At 33.4% G+C, this 25499-nt stretch carries 17 protein-coding genes; 8 read left to right on the top strand and 9 right to left on the bottom strand.

The window, feature by feature from the left end; translation table 11 throughout:
- Window positions 1-4: 4 nt before the first annotated feature.
- Both BM239_RS02460 and BM239_RS02455 read right to left on the bottom strand, forming a co-directional pair.
- Window positions 5-1054 (bottom strand): alginate O-acetyltransferase AlgX-related protein, encoded by a 1050-nt coding sequence (locus BM239_RS02460; protein ID WP_092206058.1) that lies wholly within the window; start codon window positions 1052-1054, stop codon window positions 5-7.
- Entirely contained in the window at window positions 1054-2481 is a 1428-nt protein-coding gene (locus tag BM239_RS02455; RefSeq protein WP_092206057.1) for an MBOAT family O-acyltransferase, read from the bottom strand. The genes BM239_RS02460 and BM239_RS02455 overlap by 1 nt, the downstream gene beginning before the upstream one ends.
- An 89-nt stretch (window positions 2482-2570) precedes the next feature.
- Here BM239_RS02455 and porZ point away from each other — a divergent pair, with 89 nt between their 5' ends.
- The 3 genes from porZ to BM239_RS02440 are packed head-to-tail and all read left to right on the top strand — an operon-like array spanning window position 2571 to window position 8080.
- Window positions 2571-4946, top strand: coding sequence for a type IX secretion system anionic LPS delivery protein PorZ (gene porZ, locus BM239_RS02450; RefSeq protein WP_092206056.1), 2376 nt, complete (start codon window positions 2571-2573; stop codon window positions 4944-4946).
- Window positions 4946-5662, top strand: a complete 717-nt coding sequence (recO, locus tag BM239_RS02445; protein ID WP_092206055.1) for a DNA repair protein RecO — start codon at window positions 4946-4948, stop codon at window positions 5660-5662. Before porZ ends, recO begins: the two co-directional genes overlap by 1 nt.
- A gap of 21 nt (window positions 5663-5683) precedes the next feature.
- The gene (locus BM239_RS02440) at window positions 5684-8080 is read left to right on the top strand and encodes a TonB-dependent receptor plug domain-containing protein (RefSeq protein WP_092206054.1); all 2397 of its coding nucleotides are present in this window, start codon (window positions 5684-5686) and stop codon (window positions 8078-8080) included.
- Window positions 8081-8151: 71 nt separating this feature from the next.
- On the opposite strand, the gene BM239_RS02435 is transcribed toward BM239_RS02440, so the two are convergent.
- A complete protein-coding gene (locus BM239_RS02435; RefSeq protein WP_092206053.1) occupies window positions 8152-13245 on the bottom strand; it encodes a choice-of-anchor D domain-containing protein in 5094 nt (1697 codons plus the stop codon).
- Window positions 13246-13362: 117 nt separating this feature from the next.
- Between BM239_RS02435 and BM239_RS02430 the strand changes: the two genes are divergently transcribed.
- Window positions 13363-13836: a regulatory protein RecX gene (locus BM239_RS02430; protein WP_092206052.1), complete on the top strand. Its 474-nt coding sequence runs from the start codon at window positions 13363-13365 to the stop codon at window positions 13834-13836.
- Between the two features lie 55 nt (window positions 13837-13891).
- Here BM239_RS02430 and BM239_RS02425 read toward each other — a convergent pair whose 3' ends face one another.
- The 6 genes from BM239_RS02425 to BM239_RS02400 form a co-directional block, all read right to left on the bottom strand.
- Complete coding sequence (locus BM239_RS02425; protein WP_092206051.1) at window positions 13892-14422, bottom strand: DUF6646 family protein; 531 nt, start codon at window positions 14420-14422, stop codon at window positions 13892-13894.
- Window positions 14423-14507: 85 nt separating this feature from the next.
- Window positions 14508-16694 (bottom strand): T9SS type A sorting domain-containing protein, encoded by a 2187-nt coding sequence (locus tag BM239_RS02420; RefSeq protein WP_092206050.1) that lies wholly within the window; start codon window positions 16692-16694, stop codon window positions 14508-14510.
- Window positions 16695-16832: 138 nt separating this feature from the next.
- Window positions 16833-17699, bottom strand: coding sequence for a cupin-like domain-containing protein (locus BM239_RS02415; RefSeq protein ID WP_092206049.1), 867 nt, complete (start codon window positions 17697-17699; stop codon window positions 16833-16835).
- A 109-nt stretch (window positions 17700-17808) separates the two neighbouring features.
- Window positions 17809-19221, bottom strand: a complete 1413-nt coding sequence (locus tag BM239_RS02410; protein WP_092206048.1) for a flotillin family protein — start codon at window positions 19219-19221, stop codon at window positions 17809-17811.
- 12 nt (window positions 19222-19233) lie between these two features.
- A complete protein-coding gene (locus BM239_RS02405; protein ID WP_092206047.1) occupies window positions 19234-19821 on the bottom strand; it encodes a hypothetical protein in 588 nt (195 codons plus the stop codon).
- 111 nt (window positions 19822-19932) lie between these two features.
- Window positions 19933-21747 (bottom strand): TonB-dependent receptor plug domain-containing protein, encoded by a 1815-nt coding sequence (locus BM239_RS02400; RefSeq protein ID WP_092206046.1) that lies wholly within the window; start codon window positions 21745-21747, stop codon window positions 19933-19935.
- Between the two features lie 80 nt (window positions 21748-21827).
- On the opposite strand from BM239_RS02400, the gene BM239_RS02395 reads away from it, so the two are divergent.
- The 4 genes from BM239_RS02395 to BM239_RS02380 all read left to right on the top strand — a co-directional run bounded on the left by BM239_RS02395 (window position 21828) and on the right by BM239_RS02380 (window position 25483).
- On the top strand, window positions 21828-23321 hold the full coding sequence (locus tag BM239_RS02395) for an aminotransferase-like domain-containing protein (RefSeq protein WP_092206045.1): 1494 nt from the start codon (window positions 21828-21830) through the stop codon (window positions 23319-23321).
- A 126-nt stretch (window positions 23322-23447) separates the two neighbouring features.
- Window positions 23448-23954 (top strand): DUF2975 domain-containing protein, encoded by a 507-nt coding sequence (locus tag BM239_RS02390; RefSeq protein WP_143094873.1) that lies wholly within the window; start codon window positions 23448-23450, stop codon window positions 23952-23954.
- Window positions 23955-23956: 2 nt separating this feature from the next.
- Window positions 23957-24163 (top strand): helix-turn-helix domain-containing protein, encoded by a 207-nt coding sequence (locus BM239_RS02385; RefSeq protein ID WP_092206043.1) that lies wholly within the window; start codon window positions 23957-23959, stop codon window positions 24161-24163.
- Window positions 24164-24226: 63 nt separating this feature from the next.
- A complete protein-coding gene (locus BM239_RS02380) occupies window positions 24227-25483 on the top strand; it encodes a Y-family DNA polymerase (protein ID WP_092206042.1) in 1257 nt (418 codons plus the stop codon).
- The last annotated feature ends 16 nt before the right edge of the window (window positions 25484-25499 follow it).

Below are 25499 nucleotides of genomic sequence, written 5' to 3'. Positions count from 1 at the left end.
CCTGCTAGTTTTCTAGGAGGCTTTTTTTATGTAGTAGTAGGTCAATATTACGTTCTACAATTTCGAAGATAATAATAGTTGGTTTTTTGGATTCAACTTCTTTTTTTCTAATGGTGTAGTTTTTAATATAATTTATAGTGGTAAAACTCTCATTAAAAAACGGCATCCACGCATAGGAAAAAGAATCGTAATACATAAAAAGATGCTCATTTTGAGCACCATTGCTAGTTGGTATTTTTTTTGTGAATTTTAAAGCGAATTCTTCAATGTTAAGGTTAATCATTTTTATAATATCACCTTGTTCAACTGGATTTAGTTGAATATCATAATCTTCTAAAGAAACAACTGGAATATTAAAATCTTGATTTAGTACTTGCATTGTTTCTTGATAGCCAATAAAAGCGCCATAATCATTCCAATGGGAATCTGTTTTTAAATAAAGTTGATTGGTGTTTTTTTTGGCTAATAAGGATTCGGTTAAATCAATGATTTCAAAATTTATATGTGTTTTCAAGTAGTTTTTTAATACACTTAAATTAGATTCGTGCTTTTTTAACTGGAATGGTAAAAACTCTTTGTAAATACTGTTTTTATTAGGAGGAACCACGATATAGAATGCAATATTCTGTTTTTTTAAATAAGTTCTCAACTCGGAAACTCTTCTGCTAATTTTCTCTAATTCTTCCTCGTTAAAAGGATTATTACCAAAGGCATTATTAAGCGTATTATTATAACTGTTACCTAAAAAATACCAATCATCTAGCCCTTTTACAACTTTATTTGGTAGTGGTGTTTCACCCAGTACTTCAAATTTAAAATGGATATAACTATTTACTAAAGTGGTTTTTAAACCAAAATTTTCTGTATAATAATTTTTAAATTGTGTAACTGAATGGATTGGTTTGTTAAAATTAAATTCTGGGACTTCTTTAAACACCCTGTTTTCATTGTTTTCTGCTGTTTCTAAATTAAAAAACATAACCACATTAGGAGTTAGTAGCATCAGTAAAAAAATGATGATAAAAATAAGTTGTATGTTTTTTTTATTATCCATTAAAATCTGAAATAAATAAAGGGGTTGTATGAGTCTGTTGCCATATAACTAAAACAAATAAGTAAGAGAACAAATAGGCCTACTAGCTTTAATGGTAAGAATAATCTATCAATTCCTATTGACCTGTTAGTGTTTGTAATATAAAAGATTATTTTTTTGTAGATAGGAGTAGATAATATGAGTGCAGCAAATAGTACAAAAATCACTTCTTTGGTGAGATAGAAATTTAAAAAAGCGGTATTAGATTCTAGTGAAAAGTTAAACATAGTTGTTACGTAATGAAAAGCATCGCTGATGGTTTCACTTCTGAAAAACACCCATGAAATTGCTAAGACTATTACCACATATATATGAGATATGATAGGAGAAAATGCTTTAAAATTTTGGTGTTTTAGTACGCGTTCAACAATAAGAAAAAACCCATGAAACAGTCCCCAAAAAACAAATGTCCAACTCGCGCCATGCCATAAACCTGTAATAAGAAAAACGATGGTTAAGTTAGCATAAGTTCGCCAATTACCATGCCTATTTCCACCCAGAGAAATATATAAATAATCTCTAAACCAAGCAGAAAGTGTAATGTGCCAACGTTGCCAAAATTCTCTAATAGATTTGGAAATATACGGGAAATTAAAATTTTCAGGAAAATTAAAACCAAACATTTTACCCAGCCCAATAGCCATATCGGAATAACCAGAAAAATCAAAATATATTTGAAAGCTATAAGCTATTACACCCAACCAAGCAATTAAGGAAGATGATTCAGAAGGCTGTAAATTAAAAACAGCATCGGCAAAAAAAGCACAATTATTTGCTATAATCATTTTTTTAGATAGTCCTATAATAAAACGTTCTATCCCTTGATAAAAAAGAGGTGTTGTTACTATTCTATTTTTTAATTCTTTTTCAATGATAGCATATCTTACAATTGGGCCTGCAATTAGTTGGGGGAAAAGAGTAACATACGTTGCAAAATCAATAAAGTTTTTAGAAGCTTTTACATGACCACGATATACGTCAATAGTGTAAGACATTGTTTGAAACGTATAAAAACTTATACCTAATGGTAAAGCAATATTAGAAAAGTTTAAAGCATTTTCTGAACTTAAATTTAAGGTTTCTAAAAGCTGTATTAAATTAATAGAAATAAAATTAGCATACTTAAAATAAAGGAGAATAGAAATATTAAAGATAATAGATGAGTATAAGCCTAGTTTTCTTTTTCCTGAACTTATCATGAGACCACTGCTGTAATCTACAAGCGCAGAAAGCAAAATTAAAAGTACCAATTCCTTTTCTCCCCAAGTATAGAAAAAGAGGCTAAAAACCAACAATGTTAGGTTTTTGTGTTTTTTAGGTGTTAAAAAATAGGCAAGTAGGACTAATGGAAGAAATATAAATAAAAATATCGGACTGCTAAATAACATTAAATAAGCCTAATTAATAAAACCAAAAATACAATAAAATATAGTATTTTTGGTTTAAAGTATACGCTTTCAAAAAACACCAAATTTTAATGAAAATACTTCAAAACAAGCTAATAGTTATTTTAGCGCTTTTTTTCGTGTCTCATGTAGTTTCTAGTCAAGATTATTCTGCAGATTGGAAAGGCCACTTTTCATTTTTAAATATTCAAAGCGTTTCAAGAGGTGAAACTAAAATTTATGTGGCAGCAGATAATGCTGTTTTTAGTTTTGATACGGTTTCTAGAGAAATGACTCAAATAACAACTATTAATGGCTTATCTGGTGAGTTAATTACGAACATTTACTATAGTGAAGGCTATGGATTGGTTCTTGTTGGTTTTGAAAATGGGTTAATGGAAATAATATTTGAAGATGGTAGTGATATTTTGAGTATTGTAGACATTAGAGATAAGCCAAATATCCCACCTGACCGTAAACGAATTAACCACTTTAATGTAGTGGATAATTTGGTTTATGTTGCCACAGATTATGGAATATCCGTATATAATTTGCAAGATTTAGAGTTTGGCGATACGTTTTTTATTGGAAATGGTGGCGCAAAAATAAAAGTTCATCAAACAACTGTTTACAACGGGTACATTTATGCAGCTTGTTCTGATAGTGGTGGAATACGAAAAGCTTTAATTTCAAGCCCTGATTTAATTGATTTTCTCGAATGGCAGAGAATACGTTCTGGCAATTATTCTTTCATTCAAGAAGTGGATAATAATCTCTATACTATTCAGAATAATAGGAATTTATTCAAGATTGATGAGAATAACAATTTTACAAATCTTTTTAATTATTCAAGTCTGCCCAATGATGTAGCTAGTAATAATAATAATTTATTGGTTACAACAAAAGATAATGTGTTTGTTTATGATGCTGAATTTAATCAAATAGCTATTGTAGATCAAAATGAGACTTACTCTGCAGATTTTTCTTGTGCTGCTATTTTTGAAAATGATCTACTTTACATTGGAACTAAAAACAGTAACAACTTCAGAAAACCAGGGTTTGGGATTTTAGAAACTAATTTAAATAATCTAACAAGTTTTAATGAAATTCATCCAGATGGGCCATTATTAAATACTGTTTTTTCTGTTGAAATAAAGAATAATAATTTATGGTGTACCTTCGGAGGTTATTCAGCTGCTTACGAGTTTAGTGGAGGGTTGCCTTTTACTGGTTTAAGTCATTATGTTAATGAGCAATGGATTAATAAACCATATGATTCTATTTTAACTACTGTTAGTAATCCACGATACTTGTCACACATAGCTATTAACCCTTTTAATACTGATCAGGTATATGTCAGTTCCTATTTTTCAGGTTTGATAGACATCCAAAATGATGAGGTTGTTGATGTTTATGATGAAAATAATAGTACCATTGTCCCTTTTGCTTCCGATTTATGCCTAACGCTCACTGCGGATTATGATAATCAAGGTGCGCTTTGGGTTACAAATGGTCGTGTTGAAAGTCCTTTAAACAAGTTTGAAAATGGTAACTGGACATCTTATGATTTAACAGGTATTATTAGTTCTCCTACAAGTAATTTAGGTTTTTCAGATATTGTTTTTGATCGTTCAGGAAACGTTTTTTTTGGCTCTTATAGTGCTGGAATAATTGGGTTAAATTTAAGCGGTAATGGTGAATTTAAAAATATAGTAGATGAAAGTCAAAATATGCCAACGCCCTATGTAACAGCAGTTGCTATGGATAAAAACAACCAAGTTTGGATTGGAACCAGTAACGGTTTGCGTGTTATATATAATACTAATAGCTTTTTTTCGGAAAGCAATCCACAAGTTCAAAATATTGTAATTTCAGGTGATGGTGCACCACAAGAACTATTATACCAACAGTTTATTTCAGATATTGAAGTAGATGGCGCGAATAATAAATGGATTGCTGCCATCGGTTCGGGTGTTTTTTATTTTTCTTCCGATGGGCAAAATACCATTCGTCATTTCACGAAAGATAATTCACCTTTGCCAAGTAACGATATTGTCGATATTTCAATAAATGAAATAAATGGAGATGTTTATTTTGCAACTCGAAACGGTCTAGTTTCCTTTGGTTCTGGTAGTTCAGAAACACAAGAAACTCTTGCAAACGCTTATGTATATCCAAATCCAGTTAGGCCAACATTTAATATTACAGAAGAAAAAGTAAAAATTAAAGATATTTCTGATAATGTCAACATTAAAATCACTGATATCGAAGGAAATTTAGTTGCTGAAGCACAGTCAAGAACCAATACGCGATTTAAAGGCTACAATTTGGAAATTGATGGAGGCATTGCCTATTGGAATGGTAATAATTTGGCAAATAATGTGGTAAAAACAGGTGTTTATCTGGTCATGCTTTCAGATCTAGATACCTTTGAAACCAAAGTTATAAAAGTAATGGTTGTGCGCTAATGTCTGCATCAGAAAAAGCTATTGTACTATCTAAAATAAAATACCGTGATAACGATTTAATTATAAGCTGTTATACACAACACAGAGGATTATCTAGTTATTTAATTCGTGGTGCATTTAAAAGTAAACGGCCAGGAAGCATTGCCTACTATCAATTACTTTCACAATTAGAAATAGTAGAAAATTACAAACCTAATCAGGCGCTAAATTTTATAAAAGAAGTTAAATCAAGTTATGTATACAGCACGTTACATACCAATGTTATAAAAAGCAGTATTGTATTATTTTTGTCGGAAGTATTAACAAACGTTTTAAAAGAGGAGGAGCAAAATAATTTGCTTTTCGATTATTTAGAAACAGCTTTACAATGGTTAGATTCTGAAAATAACTATGCCAATTTCCATTTATTATTTCTGTTGAAATTAACCAAGTATTTAGGCTTTTATCCAGATACTAATAATATGGAGTTGGGTGTGTTTAACTTGCAGTCTGGATATTTTCAATCTAATAATACCCATGTTTATGCTATTTCATTAGAAAATAACACACTTTTAAAGTTATTGTTAGGCATGAATTTTGATGCTTTACATACCGTTAAATTGCACGCGGAACAGCGCCAAGCCTTTCTAAATATGCTAATGCAATATTATGAATTGCATTTGGGGTATTTTAAAAAGCCCAAATCACTACAAATATTTAATCAGGTGTTTAAATAATCGCTATCTAAATCTCTTATCATGAAAGCAAAATTTGTTTTTAGTATTTGTTTGCTAATAGGTTTCTTTTTACAAGCACAACAAATTACCGTTTTAGAAACAGATTCTGGTTTACCAATTTCGGGCGTAATTATAACAAATACTTCAGAGTCTGTAATTACTAATTTAAATGGAGAAGCCAATTTAAATGGTTTTTCTAATGACGATATTCTTATAGTTCAAGCTGAAAATTATCACCTTCTAGAAATATTAAAGAGTCAAATTATAAATAATACCATTAAATTAAAGGGACGTGTGGGTTTAGATGAGATTATTATTTCAGCGTCTAAATTTGAGCAAAGCAAACGTGATATTCCTCAAAAAATCGTCAATTTTTCAGCTAAAGATATCCAGTTCGCTAACCCACAAACGAGCGCAGATTTACTACAAGAAACCGGAAATGTATATATTCAAAAAAGTCAGCTTGGAGGTGGAAGTCCCATGATTCGTGGGTTTTCAACTAATAGACTTTTAATAACTATAGATGGTGTCCGAATGAATAATGCTATTTTTAGAAGCGGGAATCTTCAAAATGTTATTTCAATAGATCCGTTGAGTATTCAAAATACGGAAATCACTCTTGGAGCAGGTTCTGTCGTTTATGGTAGTGATGCTATTGGAGGTGTTATGAGTTTTTACACAAAAAAACCACAATTGTCCTACAAGAACGAAGTTTATATAAAAGGAAACGCCTTTGCACGCTATGCATTGGCAAACCATGAAAAAACGGGTCATGTAGATATTAATTTCGGACTTAAAAAATGGGCCTTTTTAACTAGTATTAGTTACAGTGATTTTGATGATTTACGAATGGGAAGTCACGGCCCAACAGATTATTTAAGACCTGAATATGTAGTTACTACCAATGGTTTGGATGAAGTTGTTACAAATACAGATCCGAAACTCCAAAAGCCAACAGGTTTTAACCAATTTCATGCTGTCCAGAAAGTACGTTTCGAAGCCAATGAAAGCTTACTGATAGATTTTGGGGTCTATTATTCTACCACATCTAATTACTCTAGATATGATAGATTAATTCGGTATAAAGGTGACGATTTACGCTCTGCAGAATGGTATTATGGTCCACAAGAATGGTTTATGAATAATTTACAAATTACCCAATCTAATAATTCTATTTTTTATGATAAAATACAAACTACGCTAGCCTATCAATATTTTAAGGAAAGTAGGCATGATCGGGATTTTCAATCCGTTGTAAAAAATAATAGAGAAGAAAAGGTTAACGCCTTTTCAGTAAATTTAGATTTAGAGAAACAAATCAGCCCTAAAACGGGTTTGTTTTATGGTTTAGAATATGTTTATAATTTAGTAAAATCTGCAGGAGATGAAGAAAACATTAATACAGGAGTTAGTATACCAACGGTTTCTAGATATCCTAATGGTTCAACTTGGCAATCCTATGCTGCTTATACGAGTTTGAAATATAAGCCATCCTCTAAACTAATTTTTCAGACTGGAATTAGGTATAATCAGGTGATTTCTAGAGCTGATTTTGCTCAAAATAATACCTATTTAAATTTACCTTTTAATACAACTAACATTAATTCGGGCGCTTTTACCGGAACCGCTGGTTTTAGTTGGATGCCCAACAACATGATTCAGTGGAAACTTAATGCATCAACAGCATTCAGAGCGCCTAATGTTGATGATATTGGTAAGGTTTTCGATTCTGAACCTGGTAGCGTTGTAGTACCCAACAATAATTTGAAATCTGAATATGCATATGGTGGTGAATTAGGTTTACTCTTAAACTTTAGCGATGTGGTTATATTAGATTTAGCTACATATTACACATTTCTTGATGATGCCTTGGTGCGAAGGGATTATAGTTTAAACGGCGAATCTGAAATTATGTATGATGGTGAATTAAGTACGGTTCAAGCTATCCAAAACGCATCAAAAGCATGGATTTATGGTTTTGAAGTAGGGTTACATATCAATTTTTCTAAATCTTTTAAATTTTTATCGCAATACAATTTTATAGGTGGTACGGAAGAAGATAATGGGGTTGAGGTTCCAATTCGCCATGTGGCACCACAGTTTGGAAATGCACATTTAGTTTGGCAGAAAGAACGCTTTAAAATTGACGGGTTTTTAGATTTTAATGGTGAATTATCCTATCAACAACTGGCACCTTCAGAGCAAGCAAAAGCATATCTTTATGCAAAAGACTCCAACGGCAACCCGTATGCACCCTCCTGGTATACTTTAAATTTACGCACCAATTATCAGTTTAAAGAGGGGATTACGGTTACGGCAGGTTTAGAGAATATAACCAATCAGCGGTACAAAACGTATTCTTCAGGTATTGCTTCACCAGGAAGGAATTTTATTTTGTCTGTAAATTACACCTTGTAATCATGAATTGTTAGGCTATACTGTTATTTTTATTCTAACAACTTAAAAACCTAATAATGCAATAACTACTTTTATTTTTTAACCGCTTTCTTGACTAAAACTTGATTATTAGATAAGGTTACTTTAGCTAAATATGTAGTACTACTTAAGTTTGTAAGATTATAGGTTTCGGAACTATTTGAACCTTTAAATTTATATAAACTTCTACCCAACATATCAATTATTTCAACCGATTTAATAGTCGTGTTAGTAGACCCAATACTAAATTTAACTTGGTTATCTGTTAATTCAACAATGGTTAAATGATTATTATTAACGTCATATTCATTAACCGATAAGGCATTTTCTCTAAAAACAATTTTAAATCGATTATTGAATTCTCCAACACTAGATGTGAAATGGTATTCTGAAAGTGATAAGTTGTGAGTTACGTTTAATAAAAGGTCTTTTAAATAGACGGTATTTGTATTTAAAAAGTCGCCTTCTAATTGCGCCAAACTAATCGTGTAAATAGATGGTTGGTTAATAGTAGTACTGAAACCTAAAGAAATAACTTCATCTAAATCTAAACTTTCAGGCGCTTTACCTTGTATGGCAACTTTATCTATTTCTAACTCATTAGTTATTAGAGAATAGAAATAAACAAAGGAGTCAGAAGATAAATTTTTAGGTGCGTCAAAGTACATACCATCATTAGCATCCGTAGCGCCTTCAACATAACCAATTAATATTTGATTGAACACACCCATATCTGATGTAAAATTGAGCCATAATTTCTCATTTTGATAATTATCGGTATTTCTAAAAAACTGATTATTGTTTCCTGTAACGCGCATGCTATTTTGAAAAATAACATCACCCGATTTAATGTCTCCTGAAACGGTTGCAACTGTAGCTGCATCTGATAAAGTAATAAAGAAGCCTTGTCCAGAAGGGATGAATCTGCTTGGCATGACACCATCACCACCTGCTGTTTGTCCTGTACCGTTTATAACCGCATAATCAGATTGTGCAAAATTTAAGGCTTCGTTTCCATTGTTGGTATTAGAAGGTGCTGAATTTTGAGACCATAAAAAGATGGCACCATTTGTTACTCCAGATGGTTGAGGATATTCAGTTACATTTTGGTCTAGTAGCGCATTAGCAGAAAGAAACAAATCTGCATTAATAGCCGATGGATACGGATTTCCAATAAAATTCCAATTGTTATCATTCAGTTCAGAATCATTTCTATAAATAGGAACTACATAATCACCTGTGTTTAAGGTACCTTCAAAGGTGTATTCATAATTAGCGCCAGGCATTCCAAACCCAATAGGGTTGTGCATAGCAGCATAACCACGACCAGGTATCATTATATCTGCGTTATTGGTTGGTTGCCAATCATTACCATTGTCATCAACATCATCTTGACCCGCAATAGTTCCATTATTGTTATTAGTTTCAGCTGTAGCATCTAAATAGTTTTCAGCATTATACCAATACCGTCTTGTTGGGTGTGCTTCATTTAATCCATTTCCTATGGTTTCATTGGTAACTGGAGAACTCCAATAGGTATATTCAAGCCAGTTATTTAAAGCGGCTGTTTTTTTATTTACTTGTGTTCTAGCGTTTGTGTTTAGGGTGTATGTACCTGCATTAACACCATTACCACGTTGAACAAAACTAGCTTTGTCTTCAACCAATATACCATCTAGATTTGTGCCATCGCCATTAACAATTACGTTATTTATAACTTCTACAAAATGGCCATCTGTAATGACTAATTCGTTACCAGCATTTACTAGTAATTGACAAGCAGAAAAACTACCGTTTAGGGTGGTGTTGTAATGGTCATCAATAATGGCAATTGTAAATGAATCTGGTCCTGTTGTATTACTCCAAGCTCCTGAAGTCCAAATGGCTTTGGCAACATTCAAAGCAACGGCATTACTCGCTCTGAAACAAAAACTAGAATCTTCTCTAACTTGGCAGTAATATTGAAAACCTTCTAGACTAGCTGTATCAAGAATATTTAATGTGTTAGATTGCTGACCTGTATAATTGGTGTCAGCCAATAAAATTTCGTTCCAAACAGTAGTTCCAGGCACATTTACAAACCAACGGTAAGCTAAATCTTGAGTGTCAGTTGGCTCATTAAAACCTTCTGTGCCTGTTAAAGTGATACTTGCTGAATAGGAACAGTCAAAAACAGGATCGCTTGGCTGGATACTTATTGATGGTGCTGAACCAGTAGAAAAATCGTAAGAGCCAATTGAAGAATAATCAGCATCTGGACAATCATTCCAATTTGTAATAGTCCAATCGGCATTACTATAATTGGTGTTTGGATAAATGGCAGCGGTAAGCCTTTCAAAATTTGCGCCTTGTCCTTGAAGACCTAAACCAGTAGCCCAAGTTTCGTCACCAAAAACTCCCCAAGAATCTAATAATGTTACCGAAGCGTCATAAAGACCAATAAAATCATGACCAATATTAAAGTTACTTCCTTGTTTAAAGTTGATACTTGCAGACGCTGAAGCTATATTTGCTTGTGCATAACTTCCGTCGCCACCAGGTATTAAACATTCAGAACCACCAGTTCCCATAGAAATAACATATGTGCCGTTTTGAGCTATGCTTCCAGAATTCAGAACAATATCATTATAAGTAGTTGTACTACCATTATTGTAAACACGAATCGTGTAGTTGGTACTGTTAAAATCTATTGTTGTTCCTGTGGCATTGTAGAGCTCAACATAGCTCATGCTACCAAAAGGTGAGTCGCTAACTTCACTAATAAATAAATCATTTACCATGGTGCTTGCACTGGCTTCACATCCAGAAATAAGTTCGTCTATCAAAGTAAATGTGTTGCTAAACACACAACTATTAGAAGCTAAATTAACACTCAATGCACCTCCAGTAGTTATTGTATTTGGTAATCTAACTATTAACTCGTTTGTAGTATCTGAAACTGGTATTAAGGTAATACCATTCAGTTCAGCAGTTGCTCCTGTTAAATCATTTCCAGGTGACGTTATTCTAACAGTGGTTCCCGCAGGACCAGAAGTAGGAAATATATTACCGCTTACTGCAGGGCAATTTGCAGTTCCTTGTATTAGAAATGTATATGGATTTCTATCTGAATCGGAATTGGTAATAGTAACTGTAGCTTGTCTTAACCCTGAACTAGTAGTTGGTTGAAATGTAATTGTAAAATCCTGAAACGTATCCTCTGCAAATGGGTTTGTAAAACTTGAGGTTACAAAAAAGTCTGCTGTATCTCCTGTAAGGGTAATGTTGGATATTGTTAAGGGAGCTGTTCCACCTTCATTACCAATTCTAAAACTTTTAGTTTGTTGAGTAGAGTTGATTGTTTGCTGTGCAAAGAGTGTATTATTTAAAGACGATGGCGTTGTACTTCCATTAGTAATTGTTGGGTTAGAGCCAGTAACGCCTCTAACAATAATATTTGGTTTTGGTATAAAACCTTCGCCTTCTAGGTTTACAACGCACACACCTTCATCAATATCGTTGTTATTTATGGTTAAAATACCTGTTCTTACTCCTGTAGTTGAAGGCGTAAATCTAACAGTTACGGTTTGTGAATTTCCGCCTGCAATGGTAAGAGGTGCGGCTGGTGACATAATCGAATAATCGCCAGTGATGCTTAATGATGAAATATCTAAATCTGCAGAGCCAACGTTTTCAATATTAAAAGTTAAATCTGTATTTGTTGCATTTGCTTGTGAGCCAAAATCAATTGTGAAACCACAATTTTGATTGGTTGAAGTATTGTCTACAAGTTGTAGTTCAGGATTTGCTCCACCATTATAACAAGTCCAACTTAAGTTAGATATAAGAGTTCTATTTCCACTGTTTCTCAATTCAACATCAACTGACCCAGGTACATTTATTGTTGCCGAAAATGTGGAACTTGAAGTTGATGATATCGTGATGTCTCCACCGTATTGAGTTCCATTAATAAAAACTTGCAATGTTGAGTTGTTACTAAAAATACGCGCATAATCAAAAGTAATGACACCACAACCACCTAAAAAAGAAGTATCGTTAGTTAATGACCCATTTCTAAGCATAATAGCTTCATTACCTGCTAAATCTTGATCGGATCTAGAGTCTGTAGCTGTCCAATCTATACCATTATCACCTGTCCAATTTTTTGTGTTGTATGTGCCATTGTCCAAAACGTTCATAAAAGATTCGCTAGCACAAGGCCCTACATAAACCTCAAAAGTAACACTAATAGTATGCGGAGCAGTAACATTAGTAAAATTATAAGATGTTATGGCACCAACTGAAACACCATCTACTAGTACATCTTGTACAGCATAACCACTATCTGGTGTAAACGTATACGTTTGATCTGTACCGCAAGTCGCATTTGTAGTTCCATTTGGTGTTATAGTACCATTAGCACCAGCAGATGCTGTAATGTTATAAGTATTAATAGTATAATTAGCAGTAATTGTGTGGTCTGTAGTAACATTTGTAAATGTGTAAGGGTTTGAATTGCCTGCATTTACACCATCTACTACCCAATTGGCAAATGTATAGCAAGCATCTGGTGTTGCAGTAAATGATTGATTGGTATTATTTGGCACATTTGTAGTTACTGGCGTAATTGTACCACCTGTTGCTTGTGCTACTGTGATGATTGAGCCTACTGGTGTAAAATCAGTAATTTCAAAATCATCAATAATTAAACGCTCTCCACTTTCACGTATAACCCTAATTTTAATATTGTCGCTAACATTATTAAGAGTATGTGTCCATTGAGAATAGCTTGTGCTTGAAGTAGCGATTTGAGAACCTATGTTTGAATAACCACCACCATTGATATTAACCTCAACATTATATACAGCTGTTGGAAATGCATCCCAAGAACGATACCAAAAAGAAATTATTCCAACACCTCCATCCTTTCCATTACCATCAGACCCAACATATTCTAAATTTGAAGTTCCACTGTCTCTTAATCTAATCGCTCTACCAGATCTTGAATTACCTAATTCACTTAATCCATTATTTATTTCGAAATCATTGTAATTGTAGTTGCCATAACCACTTCCAAAAGAAGTGTCAAAATTTTCAGTAACCTGCCCATAACCAGACAAAACAGCACACAAAAGAGTAATAAATATGAGGGAGTATTTATGTTTCATAAATGGAATCTTGCTATTATTTATATAAATTAAAGAATCAAATATACGCTAAAACCACTATAAAACAATAGGTTACGGTTTCTTTATTTTTAACAAATTGTTATTATCTTGCTCCTTATGAATCATGTAAAAACATATACTATTGAAGAAGCCAAGCGCAAACTGGAACGTTATTGTGCGTATCAAGAGCGTTGCCATCAAGAAGTTACTAATAAATTGTATACCATGCGCATGATTCCAGAAGCTATTGATGTGATTATAGTGCACCTGTTAAAACATGACTTTTTAAATGAAACCCGTTTTGCACAAACTTATGTGCGCGGGAAATTCAATATTAAAAAATGGGGACGTCAGCGTTTAAAATTAGAATTAAAAAAACGGGATATTAGTAAATACAATATCGACTTGGCTTTAAAAGAGATATCTGAACCCGATTATTTAAAAACATTCAATGATTTAGCTTTAAAAAAATTGAATACCATTTCGGAAAACAATCCCTGGAAAAAACGCAAGAAACTAGCCGATTATTTGTTGTATCGTGGTTGGGAAAATCATTTGGTTTATGATAAGGTAGCTGAATTAATTCCATAAAAAAAGCCTTTTGCATTGGTTGTAAAAGGCTTTTTTAAATAATGTTTATTCGGTTTTATAAATTAAAAACAGCACCTAAATTCATAGAAAACTGATTGTTCAGTTCTTGAGCTGGTGTTAGATTATCTTTATATTTGGCAATAGGGAATTGTGCTTCCGTATAGATGCCAAAACCAGATGTAAAGAAATAACGTGCACCTACATGACCACCAAAATTCTTTAAACTAAAACTCAAGCCTGGGTACAAGTCAAAGTTGTCATCTATTTTTAAAACGTTACCAATATTGGCATTAAAACGTGCTTTTAAATCAAACCGATCATCAAAACCTGCTTTTTCTAAAACGGTATTTCCAAAAGGATCTTTTACGCCATCTTGCAAATCACCAGAGATGCCTAAAGCATAGCTTGAACTAATACCTATAGAAATGTTTTCACCTAATCCGTAGTCATAGCTTACATTAAGGCCAGTTGCATGCGCTTGAAAATTTGCACCTACTTGAAATTTTTGGTCACCTTTACCTGAAAATGCTTGAGCATTTGCAAATGAAACGGTTAATATAGCTGCAATAACCAATAATTTTTTCATGTTATCTTGTTTTAAAATTAGTCTGCAAATATATTAATAATTTGGCGTAAGCATACCGCTAAATCGTTTTAAATAAAAGGCTTACTTAAATTATTATTTTTTTAGTAATTACAACATCTGAATCTAAAGTTATGGATGCAAAATAAGCACCTTTTGACATGGAATTTGTATCAATTACTGCTACATTACTTGTTCCTTGTAATTGAGAAATACGCTGGCCTGTCATATCATACAGAGCAATATGTTTTATTATAGTATTTGAGTTCGTTTTAAAAGCTATAGCTTCTTCTTTTAAAAGCGTTACGGTTAGGTTATTGTTTGTCTTACTTACCGTTTGATTGCTTAAAGTGTTTAGATCAAAAATAATAGTAAAACGATCATTAAACTCTCCAGATGACGCTGTAAAACTATAATCTGAATCTTTTAAATTGTGTGTTATACCCATAACATCATCTACAATATAAATGGGGTTTTCCGTTAAGAAATTGCCTTGAATTTTACCTATAGATAAGGTGTAAATGGTAGCATTATTTATGGTTGTATAAAACCCTAATGGAATGGTTTCAGCTGCATGAATACTACTAGCGGCTTTTCCTTGAATAGCATATTTATTGTTTAGATTGCCAGAAATAGTCGTGTAGATGGTTGCCGCTAAATCATGATTTAATATGCGTTGCGTGTCATAGGCCAAGCCATCAAATCCATCAGTTGCATTATCTACATAGGCTACTAAAATTTGATTGAAAATACCATGATTTGTTGTTAAGTTAATCCAAAGCTTATTAAAAGAGTCTTGGTTTTTAAAAAACTGGGAATTACTGGTCATGTCGGCTACACGCATATTGTTATTGAAAATAGCATCATCGTTTTCTAATGCTTGAATAAAAAAACCTTGACCAGAAGGAATATATCTATTTGGGATAATATTTTTACCACCTGCAATTTCACCACTACCAGAATTTATAATAGCGTAATCATCGGCAGAGAAGTTATAAACTGAATTTCCGCTACCATTAGCATCTGCGGTAGATGCATGAGACCATAAGTAAATAGCTCCACCAATGGCACTTGAATTTTCAGCAAAAAAGGCATCGGCACTGATGGCAGACGGATAGGGATTTCCGATAAGGTTCCAATCTTTGTCTCCATTATCTCCATTATAATATATTGGTGTGGATATATTTCCAGTATTAAAAGAACCCTCAAAGCTAAAATCATAAGTGTTTCCTGTAACAAAACCGCTAGAGCTTTGTGCTGTTGCATACCCAGCTCCAGGAGTTAAAATGGTTTCATTAGTAAGGAAAGACCAATCGTCTCCATTATCATCAATATCATCATGGCCTGCAATGTAGGTGTTTGTATTGGCTATTTCAAATAGGATATCTAGAAAATTCTGTGCATTATACCAATAGCGTCTACCACTATTGGCTTCAGCAAAAGCATCCATTGCAGTAATACCATTTACGGGAGATGACCAATAAGTATAATCATAATAGTGCGCTAAAGGCGATGTTGTTTTGTTAACTTGCGAAGCGCCACCTTCTCTAACATTAAAATTTCCAGAATTGTTGACCTGTACGAATGCACCTTCAGTTTCAACAATTATTTGGCCATCCACACCAACATCTTGAATAATATTGGCATAACTTCCATTATCAACAGTTAAAACCATATTGGTATTAACCTGTAAGTTGTAGGCATTTAAATTTCCGTTAGTAAGCGTATTGTAATGTCCGTTTAATGTCGCATTGAAATTTTCATCGGGTATATCATTACTCCAAGAATTACCGTTCCAGATGGTGGATTTTGGTGAAACGGTACCTTCTAAATATATAACTTCATTAAACACGGGTAGGGGATTTACTGCAGGTGCCATTAATGATAATTCGCCTGAATAGGTACCAACAGGCTGATTGCCTTTAAGACGAACGTACAGCGTAATGTCAGCAGCTGTTATTTCAACCTCATTCATAGAAAAACTATCGGTGTAATTTGAATCAATCTCTAATGATATTTCATAACCGCTTGGCGCACTTAGTGTTAAAAATGGTCGTGTTGTTAAATCGGTTGTTACAATCGTTACCGTTTGAAAATCTGAAGGGCCATCACCATAAATATAATCGAATCCCGATAAATTACTAGGCAAACTAGCTGGTTTTATTGGGTTGAATTTGAAAGTGTGTTCTGAATTTTCAGCAAAAATTTTTATTTGAGTGCTATTTGAAAATAAAACAAAAAAAGCAATCGCGAAAGTGTAATTTAGGGCTTTCATATTATTAAGTAGGTTAGTTGGGATATCTAACTTAATAATATTTCTTTTTGGAATGAAGTTTTATAAGAAGTTTTCGATGAAATGCATTTTAACTATAAAATCTACATTTCATCGACAAGTTGAATTTAAAGGTAGTCCTTATTTACCTGTTAACTTCTTGGTGCGTGTTAAGGCTTGTGCATTTTTCCAATCTATCCAGTTTTGACCTTTTATTCTGCGCATTATATTATCAAAATTTCGCATAATGAATACGTTATAAATAGCCTTTCCTAAATTTTTTGGATTTCTTGGAATAGCGCGTAAACTCATAGAAAAACCTGGTGTCACGTATTTCATATAGTGCCAATATCCTTCAGGCATATAAAGAATCTCGCCATGTTTTAAGGTAGTTTTAAAACCGTTAGCTTGCTTCAAAGCAGGCCATTTTTCAAAATCTGGATTCGAAAAATCTATATCTTCACGAGTTATTAAGGCATGAGGAATTTTATATAGATAATTATTTTGGTTCTGGTCGAACAAAATAATTTCTTTTTCACCTTGAAAATGAAAGTGAAATATATTAGCCAAATCTATGTCATAATGCATGAAGGTGTACGAATCTTTTCCGCCAAAAAACAACATAGGTAATCCTTTCATGAGTTTTAAGCCAAAATCCGGAAATGAAAAATCATTTTGAAGTTCTGGAACTTCCTTTAAAATATTCCAAAGAAAAATGCGAAATTTTGTAGGTTCTTTTTTAAGCAAATCAATGTATTCGCTCATTTTCATTTTAGCATGAGGCTCATTAAAACCGTCTTTGTAGTCTACAGGTCTGTCATCATAAAGTGGGACAGTTTTGTGTCCTGCAACAGATTTAATGTAGTCAAAATTCCATTTGGTATATGCTGGCCAATCGTCTATAAATTGTTCAATAACCACTGGTTTTTGTGGTTTAAAGTAATGCTTTATAAAATCCGCTTTAGTAATTGTTTTAACACGCGGAATTGTTTGTAGGTTCCATGTCAATGCTCAAAACTTTTAGAACACCAAAGTTAAGGAATTGTAAGCAAATTAAAACGAGAAACCTCTGTTCAATTTGTTTGCCTAATAGAAGCTGTTTTTTATGATTTGTAAACTATTTTTGGTCTGTTTTGTTTTTATCTGCTTCTTGAGCGTCGCTTATATCTTTACCTTTTAAGTATTCAGGTAGTTCCATACCTGCCATATTAAACATTTCTTGTAATGGAGGAACGGATTTGTACATGCCAGAGAGGAAATTAGCTGTGGATGTTTTTCCATCCTTGCCACTACCATTTTCCCAAACGGTAACTTTATCAATTTTAATGTTTTTAATGGCTTCTGCTTGTAATTTTACTAATTCAGGCAGTTTATCAGCAATTAATAATAGGACGGCATCTTTAGAATTATTTCCTGCCGCTTTAACAATTTCTTCTAATCCAGCTGCTTGCTTGGTTAACACTTCAAATTGACCTTGAGCTTCTGCTTGCGCTTTAAATAAAATAGCATCGGCTTCACCTCGTGCTTTCCGTCTTATGCGCTCGGCTTCTGCTTCGGCATCAATTTCTACTTTGCGCTTATCTATTTCAGCTGGAACAATAATATCGGCCATTTGCGATGAACGTTCGCGTTCAGCTCGAGCCGTTTCTGCTAATTGTTCAGCAGCATACGATTCTTCCAATGCTTTTGCAGCCTGTACTTTCTCTGATGCAATGGCCACACGTTCAGCTTCGGCCTCTCGCTGACGACGTAATGAGTCTGAATTTGCAACGGCAATTTTTGCTGTATTTTCACCTTCAACAGCCTGCGCATTGGCAGCAGCTACTTGAGTTCTTTCATCTTGAACCGCATTGGCTTCACCTATGGAACCATCTCTTGTTTTTTCGGCAACTGATTTTCTTGCAGCGTTAATGGCATGTGCTGCAGCTTCTTTACCTAACGCTTCAATATAACCAGACTCATCAACAATATCTGTAATGTTTACATTTATTAACTTTAATCCAACTTTCTTTAATTCTGTTTCTACACTCTGTGATATGTTGGTTAAAAATTTATCGCGATCATTATTAATTTCTTCAATATCCATGGAAGCCACAACCAAACGTAACTGACCAAAAATAATCTCTTTAGCTAGTTCCTGCACGTCTTGAGCACCAAGCCCTAATAATCGCTCGGCTGCATTTTGCATTATACCAGGCTCTGTTGAAACACCTATGGTAAAACGTGATGGTACATTAACACGAATATTTTGCTTACTTAAAGCATTCACTAAATTTACTTCAATTGAAATAGGTGTTAGGTCCAAAAATTCATAATCCTGAATGACTGGAATAATAAAAGCAGCACCACCATGAATACATTTGGCCGATTGGCCGCCTCCTACTTTTCCATAGACCACTAAAATTCTATCGGAAGGGCAACGTTTATAACGCCTAATGAGAACGATAAGAAATACAAATACAAATAAAATGGCTGCAACGATAGCAATTGGAAATCCTAAATTAAAGTCTTGAGTGAAAAGAAAGGTCATATAAATGTTAGGTTAAATTTGTTTTTTATTTTGTGAAGCGACTATTAAAACGCCATTAGCAGTTACGTCTAAAACGTTTATTACAGAACCCGATTTTAATTCAACAGAAGAATCCGTTAGAGCATCTAATTCCCGAAGGGAACCTTGCACATTAACACTAACTTTTCCTATTTTGGAACGATTGGCGCCAATCGTTAAATAAACCTCTCCAACAGCACCAATGGCATTTTTGTAAACCAAAGTACCGCTAGATGTTAGTTTTCTTGTGTAATAAAACATGGCAGACATAATGGTCATCATCAATAAACCACTAAAAAGTGAAATAATTACAGTTACTGGTTTAGATAAGCCAGCGTCTATACAAGCAATACCACTCCAACCAAAAAGCGTAAAAAAACCAATGAGGTTTTTAAAGGTGATGAATTGAAACTCAATACCAGTATCCGATTCTATTCCAGGATCTAGTTCGTCTAAATCATCTCCAGTATCAGCACCAATAAACGTTGTTATAACAATAAACAGGAAAAATAAGGAACCTATTAAAGCTATAATCCAATAAAATTTTGAAAATAATTCTAAAGTAGAAAACCAATCCATCATAAAACACACAGTTATAAGTTTGAAATATAAACCCTTTAACTCATAATTACAATGCAAATAAAAGATTTATTATATAAGTAGCGTTTAATGATATTTTGTTACAATCCCAATCTAGTTAAAAAGGTATTTTAACCCGAATAAAACCAGTCCTTTTGGAGCTGGAACCAGATTGGTTTCGGTATAATCTGCATTGAAAATATTGTTTGCTGTTACTGAAAACTCAAAAGCCTGTAGTTGGTAGTTTACACTAGCATCATATACATTATAACTTTCGCCAATAGTACGCTCTGCGTAACGATATACAATAGATTGTGATAGGTTTTTGAAAAACTGACTCTTAAACGTTGCTACAAATTGATGTTTTAACGAATTAATAGAATAGCGTGAAAAGTTAGCCGATACATCTTTTAAATCATCTTCCAGAAAGGTGTAATTTAAGCCAATGTTCTGCGTGAAATTTGCCATAAAAAAGGCGTAATTGCTATTGACTTCAAAACCTTTAGTATTCAACTCTGCTATGTTAGTGGCTTGCCAAGGATCAGATTCATTAGCTTTAACGTAATCAATCAATTTTTTGGAATCTCTATTAAAAAAAGCAGCAGATATGCGGAGTCCGTTATGGTTAAATTTAACACCTAGTTCTTCCGAAATAGCTTCTTCAGGATCTAAATTTTCGTTACCCAATTCTGTTGGACTGGTATAGTATAAATCTGTATAGGTAGGCACACGATAGGTATAACCCACGTTTCCATAAATTTGAAAATTATCCCATACTTGATAACCGATATCTACACCAGGAAAGGCATGAAATTTAAAATCAGAGAAATAACTCACAGCAATTCCAGGTGTTACAGAAAGCGCATTATTTAATAATGAAAACCGATGCTCTAAAAAGAGGTTGGTAGTAAAACGCTCATGATTTCCTAAATTATTACTCGCAATAAAGGTTTGTGAAAAATCGACACCAAAACCCGTTATACCTAATCCGGATTTGTAGGATGCATTGACTTCAGCTGCAATTTTATTGGTTTGGTGTAAATTTCTATAAACCGATGGATTATCCCGAATAAACACATACATATCTTGGTTTCTGCGCCAATATAAACGTGGCTTCCAAGTAAATTTATCCGATTTTATTTCAGTTGAAAAACCGACTAAACTCGTCTGTGTTTCTTCATATTGATCTTTGGCAGCTGGTGAAGCATAGAAACCATTGGCTCCAAATTTGCGTTCTTGGTAATTACCTATAAACGTAATAGGTAATTTATTTTTATTGAAAACACTTTTTACAAAATAACTCTGATTGTCATAATCGTTATTATAGCGGTAACCATCAGAAATATTACGAGACACCTGTATGATATGGGACGAGTTCTCCAAGTTGCTTCCAGCGGTAATATCGGCATTTTTCTGACCAAAAGAACCAGCCTGAACAGCAAGCGACACCATATCATCTGTTTGTTTTTTGGTAACAATATTAATAGCGCCTGTGAATGCATTTTGCCCAAATACACGCGCTGCAGGCCCTTTTATAACTTCAATGCGTTCAATAACTTCCAAAGGTAAAGCCATATTTAAGGTATGATGTCCTGTTTGTGCATCTTCTAATTTCATACCATCAATAAGTAACAATGTTTGATCAAAACTACCACCTCGAATGTATAAATCGGCTTGGGTACCATCGGCTCCTCGGCGTCTCACATCTACTCCTGCAACTTGTTGTAATAAATCAGCAACATTCGTGGTTGCGCTATTTTTAATATCGGTACTGGTAATAATAGTAATGGTTCTAGAATTTTCTTTAAATGGCAAATCAATTCTACTAGATGTTATAACAACGGAATCTAAAGCTTGTTGAGATGGCTCTTGAGCATGACTTATAAATGAAAAAAGAACAAGAAAGCTAACAAATGGGAATATTTTCATAATACTGATAATTCGAGTTTTTTATAAGGGTGCAAAAGTCGTAACTTTCCGGATTACTAAAGTAGTCCAGTTTTAAAACAATGAGTAGTCCGGTTAATCATTTATTAAAGAAATTAATTCATTTCGAAAAATCGCAAGTAACGGCTGTATATATTCAAATTTCACAGCAAATTATAAATGCTATTCAGAGAGGTTATTTAATTGAAGGTACGGCTTTGCCAGGAACACGGATATTAAGTAATCTACTAGCTATAAACAGAAATACAGCAGTTGCGGTGTACGAGGAATTAGCATCTCAAGGTTGGGTAGAGATCATGCCTAATAAAGGCACTTTTATTTTAATGCCAGAACAAAAAACGGCGCGTATAAAAGCCACATCTCAAGGTTTAGAAAAATTACACGATTACCCAAAAACCACTGGTTTTCCGTTTCAATCGTCGTTTAATTTAGCATCAACAGAAGAAATAGCCGTTAATAAATATGTAATTAATGATGGTCAACCAGATTTACGGTTGCATCCTACGCATCAATTTTCTAGGTGGTATAGTGCATCTATGAAACGCGCATCGTTAATTTCTAAATGGAATCAGACCAATGAGCAATCTGCAACAACCTTTAATTTACACTTAAGTAATTATTTAAACGCCACGCGTGGTTTTCACATTAAACCACAAAATATTATGAGCACACGAAGTACGGAAATGAGTTTGTATATCGTGTCCCAAATTTTAATAAAACAAGCCGATGTGGTTTTGGTAGCCGATTTAAGTCACTATAAATCGAATATGATTTTTCAACAAGCAGGTGCCAATATCATCACCATTCCAGTAGACGAGCATGGGATTGATGTAGACTATATTAAAATGCATTTTACCAAGCGCAGCATTAGGTGTGTGTATGTTTGTGCCCATAGACATTATCCAACAACCGTAACATTGAGTGCTGAAAGACGTTTAAAATTATTGCAATTAGCAAAGACCTATCAATTTGCAATTATTGAAGACGATTTTGATTATGATTTTCAATTTAACGGCTCTGCCATGCTGCCTATGGCAAGTTCGGATGCGTATGGTGTGGTTATCTATTTAGGAAAATTAGGGCAATCGTTTTTTCCAAGTTTTCAAATTGGCTTTGTAGTGGCACCAGAGACGATTATTAACGAAGCGAAAAACTATTTACAAATATTAGATAAACAAGGCGATTTAATCCAGAAACAAATGCTTTCTGAGCTTATTTCGGAAGGCGAAATTCATCGTTTAATTAAAAAGAATATTACCGTTTATAAACAAAGGCGTGATTATTTATGTAAAACCTTACAAGCGCACTTTAACTCTATTGCTACTTGGGAACTACCAGCAGGCGGTTTGGCCATTTGGTTACAGTTTGAACCACATATTTCGCTTGTTGAATTGGCTAATAAAGCAAAAAAGAATGATTTGTTTTTACCTAAGACCATACTGTATCAAAATAAAAACATTTGTGCTATCAGGCTTGGATTTGGTCATTTAAATGAAACCGATATCGGAATAGTTGTCCAAAAACTAAAAACAAGTTATAATCTTGTGGTAAGTTAACAGTAGTTGATTATAGCATACCAACACCTTTAGCAGTTTTTTATAATTTTTGATTAAAATCATAATTAATTATTGTTTTACGATAATTTTTATACATTTGTTATTGTTAAACAATAATTTTGAACTATGAGAAAACTAATGATTTTAAAATCAGTAATCGATTTTATTTGGATTTTGAGTTGTATTCCTATTTTAATTTTAGGCTTTGCTTTCAGTATTTACATGTTTTTTAATACCGAAATATTAGAATTAACCCGGTTTACTGGATTTGAAATAGAAGCACCAGTGTGGCAAAAACAACTCTTTATTATTTTAGGTTATAGCATTGTTTGTGGTTTTATATACGTTATATTTTTATTTCGAAAAACATTGCGTCTTTTTCAACAACGTAGACCATTTGACAGCTATGTTATAGAGACCTACAATAAAATGGGAAAAGTTTTAATAGGATTAAGTATCGCTAGTATGATAGGTGTTTTTATTTTGAGAATTGTTTTTACTAGTAAAATAGAGTTCACTTTGGGCTTGAGTCCTTATTTATTAATTATGAGTTTAGGCTTGTTTTTTATGGTTTTAAGCGAGTCATTTAAAATTGCCAAACAGGCACAACAAGACAGTGAATTAAGTATATAATTATGGCTATACTTATAAATTTAGATGTGCAATTAGAAAAACGCCAAATGAAAAGCTATGAATTAGCAGACCATATTGGTATTACTACAGCGAACTTATCAATTTTAAAAACTGGAAAAGCACGAGCTATTCGGTTTTCTACTTTGGAGGCTATTTGTAAAACCTTGGATTGCCAGCCTGCCGATATTTTAGAATATGTTCCCGATTAATTTTGTGAATTACTTTTAAGAGTACATTTCAACTAAAAAACAATTTCAGCTATCTTTGTATTTATGTATGCACTGGTAGATTGTAATAATTTTTATGCGTCTTGCGAACGCACTTTTAATCCGAGTTTAAACGGAAAGCCTATAGCTATTTTAAGCAATAATGATGGCTGTGTTATTTCAAGAAGTGACGAAGCCAAAGCTATAGGACTACCAATGGGAGCACCCATTTTTAAATGGGAATCTTTTTGTAAAGCACATCAAATTCATGTGTTTTCATCTAACTACCCCTTGTATGGTGATATGAGTAGTCGGGTGATGAAAATTCTACAACAATTCACTCCAGATGTTGAAGTGTATAGTATTGACGAAGCATTTTTACAGTTTAAAGGTTTTGAAAACTATGACTTTCAAGACTATGGCAGTCAGATGCGGAAACGTATTTTAAAATGGACTGGTATTCCAACTAGTGTTGGGATAGCACCAACAAAAGCCTTGAGTAAAGTGGCTAATAAAATAGCACGAAAATTTCCGAAAGAAACCCAAGGTGTTTATGTTATGGACTCTGAAGAAAAACGCATTAAAGCTTTAAAATGGTTAGCTATTGAAGATGTTTGGGGAATTGGCCGCAGATTAGCTAAACGTTTAAAAGAAAAGCAGGTATATAAAGCGTATCATTTTACACAACTTCCAGATGACTGGGTGCGAAAGCATTTTTCGATTACCGAATTAAAACTCAAAAAGGATTTAGAAGGCATAGAAAGTATGCTTTTGGATGAGGTTGAGAACAAAAAAGCCATTGCAACAACACGAAGTTTTGAATACACGTTTTCAGATATAGATAATATTAAAGAGCGTATTTCAACTTTTGCCACTAGTTGTGCCGAAAAATTACGAAAGCAACAATCTAGCTGTTATGTCATACTTGTAACAATAAGTAGTGATAGACATAAAACAGATGCACCACAACATCGTGCGAGTAAAATAATTAACTTATCTTACCCTACAGATTCAACGTTAATTATAAGTCACGAAGCGGTTAAAGCGGTAACAGAAATTTTTAGAACAGGCGTAAAATATAAACGAGCAGGTGTCATTGTTATGGGTTTAGTACCAAATGATAATTACCAGTTACATTTGTTTGAACATGAAAACCCGAAGCATAAACCATTAATGGCAGCCATAGATTTGTTGAATAAAAAATATCAAACCCATAAAATTAAGCTAGGCAATCAGGATCTAAATCGTACTTGGAAAATGCGTCAAGAGCGTTTGTCACCGAGATATACAACCAATATGAACGATATTTTAAAAGTGCGGTAAAATTAAATAATAAATA

Origin of the sequence: Algorimicrobium echini, assembly GCF_900115185.1 — a bacterium.
GTDB lineage: Bacteria > Bacteroidota > Bacteroidia > Flavobacteriales > Flavobacteriaceae > Algorimicrobium > Algorimicrobium echini.
The sequence above is the reverse complement of the archived record's forward strand: the minus strand, read 5'-3'. Positions and strand labels throughout refer to the sequence as shown.

What these genes read in the sequence shown, in the direction of transcription:
- BM239_RS02460 (WP_092206058.1), bottom strand. Translation starts at nt 1,054, where the DNA reads ATGGATAATAAAAAAAACATACAACTTATTTTTATCATCATTTTTTTA.
- BM239_RS02455 (WP_092206057.1), bottom strand. Translation starts at nt 2,481, where the DNA reads ATGTTATTTAGCAGTCCGATATTTTTATTTATATTTCTTCCATTAGTC.
- porZ (WP_092206056.1), top strand. Translation starts at nt 2,571, where the DNA reads ATGAAAATACTTCAAAACAAGCTAATAGTTATTTTAGCGCTTTTTTTC.
- recO (WP_092206055.1), top strand. Translation starts at nt 4,946, where the DNA reads ATGTCTGCATCAGAAAAAGCTATTGTACTATCTAAAATAAAATACCGT.
- BM239_RS02440 (WP_092206054.1), top strand. Translation starts at nt 5,684, where the DNA reads ATGAAAGCAAAATTTGTTTTTAGTATTTGTTTGCTAATAGGTTTCTTT.
- BM239_RS02435 (WP_092206053.1), bottom strand. Translation starts at nt 13,245, where the DNA reads ATGAAACATAAATACTCCCTCATATTTATTACTCTTTTGTGTGCTGTT.
- BM239_RS02430 (WP_092206052.1), top strand. Translation starts at nt 13,363, where the DNA reads ATGAATCATGTAAAAACATATACTATTGAAGAAGCCAAGCGCAAACTG.
- BM239_RS02425 (WP_092206051.1), bottom strand. Translation starts at nt 14,422, where the DNA reads ATGAAAAAATTATTGGTTATTGCAGCTATATTAACCGTTTCATTTGCA.
- BM239_RS02420 (WP_092206050.1), bottom strand. Translation starts at nt 16,694, where the DNA reads ATGAAAGCCCTAAATTACACTTTCGCGATTGCTTTTTTTGTTTTATTT.
- BM239_RS02410 (WP_092206048.1), bottom strand. Translation starts at nt 19,221, where the DNA reads ATGACCTTTCTTTTCACTCAAGACTTTAATTTAGGATTTCCAATTGCT.
- BM239_RS02405 (WP_092206047.1), bottom strand. Translation starts at nt 19,821, where the DNA reads ATGATGGATTGGTTTTCTACTTTAGAATTATTTTCAAAATTTTATTGG.
- BM239_RS02400 (WP_092206046.1), bottom strand. Translation starts at nt 21,747, where the DNA reads ATGAAAATATTCCCATTTGTTAGCTTTCTTGTTCTTTTTTCATTTATA.
- BM239_RS02395 (WP_092206045.1), top strand. Translation starts at nt 21,828, where the DNA reads ATGAGTAGTCCGGTTAATCATTTATTAAAGAAATTAATTCATTTCGAA.
- BM239_RS02390 (WP_143094873.1), top strand. Translation starts at nt 23,448, where the DNA reads ATGAGAAAACTAATGATTTTAAAATCAGTAATCGATTTTATTTGGATT.
- BM239_RS02385 (WP_092206043.1), top strand. Translation starts at nt 23,957, where the DNA reads ATGGCTATACTTATAAATTTAGATGTGCAATTAGAAAAACGCCAAATG.
- BM239_RS02380 (WP_092206042.1), top strand. Translation starts at nt 24,227, where the DNA reads ATGTATGCACTGGTAGATTGTAATAATTTTTATGCGTCTTGCGAACGC.